1 protein-coding gene and 2 pseudogenes are annotated in these 2,101 nt (G+C 70.4%); 1 reads left to right on the forward strand and 2 read right to left on the reverse strand.

What is annotated here, in order from left to right:
• Window positions 1-282, reverse strand: a pseudogene (locus A9W96_RS30035) (TIGR00374 family protein); the annotation flags it as partial.
• 179 nt (window positions 283-461) lie between these two features.
• Here A9W96_RS30035 and A9W96_RS03230 point away from each other — a divergent pair.
• Window positions 462-1,610: an AI-2E family transporter gene (locus A9W96_RS03230; protein WP_067022101.1), complete on the forward strand. Its 1,149-nt coding sequence runs from the start codon at window positions 462-464 to the stop codon at window positions 1,608-1,610.
• A 34-nt stretch (window positions 1,611-1,644) separates the two neighbouring features.
• On the opposite strand, the pseudogene A9W96_RS31980 reads toward A9W96_RS03230, so the two are convergent.
• Window positions 1,645-2,101, reverse strand: a pseudogene (locus A9W96_RS31980) (hypothetical protein); the annotation flags it as partial.

Here is a 2,101-nt window from a genome sequence, read left to right on the forward strand (position 1 = left end):
CCTGAGCAACGTGCGCTGGATCTGGGCGAAGCTGTGCATCGACGCGGCCGCCGCCGCCACCGAGGCGAGCAGCCACCACCAGTTCGCCTCGTACAGGCTCATCCAGGCCTTGGCCAGCTGATCCCAGCCCAGCGAAACCTCGACGGCGAGCACGATCGCTACCGCGCCCAGGATCACCCAGCGCGCCCACCAGTACTTCCCGCGCGGGGTCTCGCCCGCGCAAGAAGGCGGGAGCACCTCCCGCGGGGGTGTGGTTTTATCGGCGGGTGCGTCGTGCGGCACGTGATTTAGGGTAACGGTGCAGGTGGCGCCGGGATCGCTGCGCATCGCCTACCGTGTCCCGGACGTTCCGGGGTCGTAACCGGATCGTGCCGACGGTGATGGCTCCGGGCGACGCGCAGGCGCGCGCGGACACGGCCGGGACACGTTTGACGGCGCCCCGCTGCGGATAGGCTGGCCCAATGTCAGCAAACGTCGACGATGCCTCGGTCGAACCCCTTGTCCGCAAGACCGCCGCCTGGGCCTGGCGTTTGCTCGTCATCCTGATCGCCGTGCTCGCCCTGCTGTGGGTAGTGCAGAAGCTGGAAGTCATCGTCGTTCCGGTGCTGGTGGCGCTGCTGCTGAGCGCGCTGCTGGTGCCGGTGGTGGACTGGCTGGACAAACGCGGCATGCCCCGCGGTGGCGCGGTGGCGCTGGTGTTGCTGGGTGGCTTCGCCATCCTGGGCGGCATCCTGGCGTTCGTCATCCTGCAGTTCATCGACGGCCTGCCCGGCCTGACCGAACAGGTGACCCACAGCATCGAGTCGACGCGCCGCTGGCTGATCCACGGGCCCGCGCACCTGCGCAACGAACAGATCGACAGCGCGGGCAACGCCGCCATCGAGGCGCTGCACAACAATCAGGCGAAGCTGACCAGCGGCGCGCTGTCCACCGCGGCCACCGTCACCGAGCTCGTCACGGCGGCGGTGCTGGTGCTGTTCACGCTGATCTTCTTCCTCTACGGCGGCCGCAACATCTGGCAGTACGTCGTGCAGATCGTCCCGTCGCACGTGCGGCACCGGGTGCACGAGGCCGGCAACGCCGGGTACGGATCGCTGATCGGATACGTGCGGGCCACCTTCCTGGTGGCGCTGACCGACGCCGCCGGGGTCGGCACCGGTCTGGCGATCATGGGCATCCCCCTCGCGCTGCCGCTGGCATCGGTCGTGTTCCTGGGCGCATTCATCCCGCTGGTCGGTGCCCTGGTCTCGGGCCTGGTGGCCGTCGTGGTCGCGCTGCTGGCCAAGGGCATCGTGTACGCGCTGATCACGCTGGGCCTGCTGATCGCCGTCAACCAGATCGAGGCTCACCTGCTGCAACCGCTGGTGATGGGCCGCGCGGTCTCGATTCACCCGCTCGGGGTGGTGCTCGCCATCTCTACCGGCGGCGTGCTGGCCGGCATCGTCGGCGCCCTGCTGGCGGTCCCGACCGTTGCATTCCTCAACAATGCGATCCACGTGCTGCTGGCACCGGACCCAGAGGCGGAAGCCGAAAAACAGACCGAGGAAGCGGACGAGCAGACCGCGATCCTGCAGGCCGAACCGGACCAGCCCGAGAACGCATCCGGCTGAGGCCCAAGACTTTTCGCTTGCGCCGGGTGACCGGCTACAGCCGTCCCTCGCGGCGCAGCAGATCCTGCGCGGACAGTCCGCCGCCGGAGCGTCGGCGTTGCCGGGCCGGGTCGCCGTTTTCGTTCTGCTCGTGCGCGTTCACCTGCTCGCTGGCCGCGTTCGGGTCATTCGGGCCTGAGCCCTCCGACCGCATTTTCGGCAGGGCGGTGGTGGGTTCGGCGGCGTCACCGTCCTCGGAACGGTTGCCGGGCACCGGAATGGCCCGCGTCTGATCGCCGGACGGCGGTGCCGCCGGACCGGTGGCCGGTGGCCGGTGGGGGGTCTGCGGCGGCGCGGAATTGGTGGCGGGGCGTGGGTCGGCCGGCCGGTCACGGCCGGGTGCGCCCGGGCCGCCCTGCGCGGAGAAACGGTGGGTCTGAGCCTCGGTCGGCTGGTTGGGCCGCGCCGGGGTGCGTGTCGCGCTCGCGGCTGGGTCCCGCGCGGCCCGCGGA

The sequence above is a fragment of the Mycobacterium sp. 1245852.3 genome, assembly GCF_001669335.1.
In the GTDB taxonomy this organism is placed as follows: domain Bacteria; phylum Actinomycetota; class Actinomycetes; order Mycobacteriales; family Mycobacteriaceae; genus Mycobacterium; species Mycobacterium europaeum_A.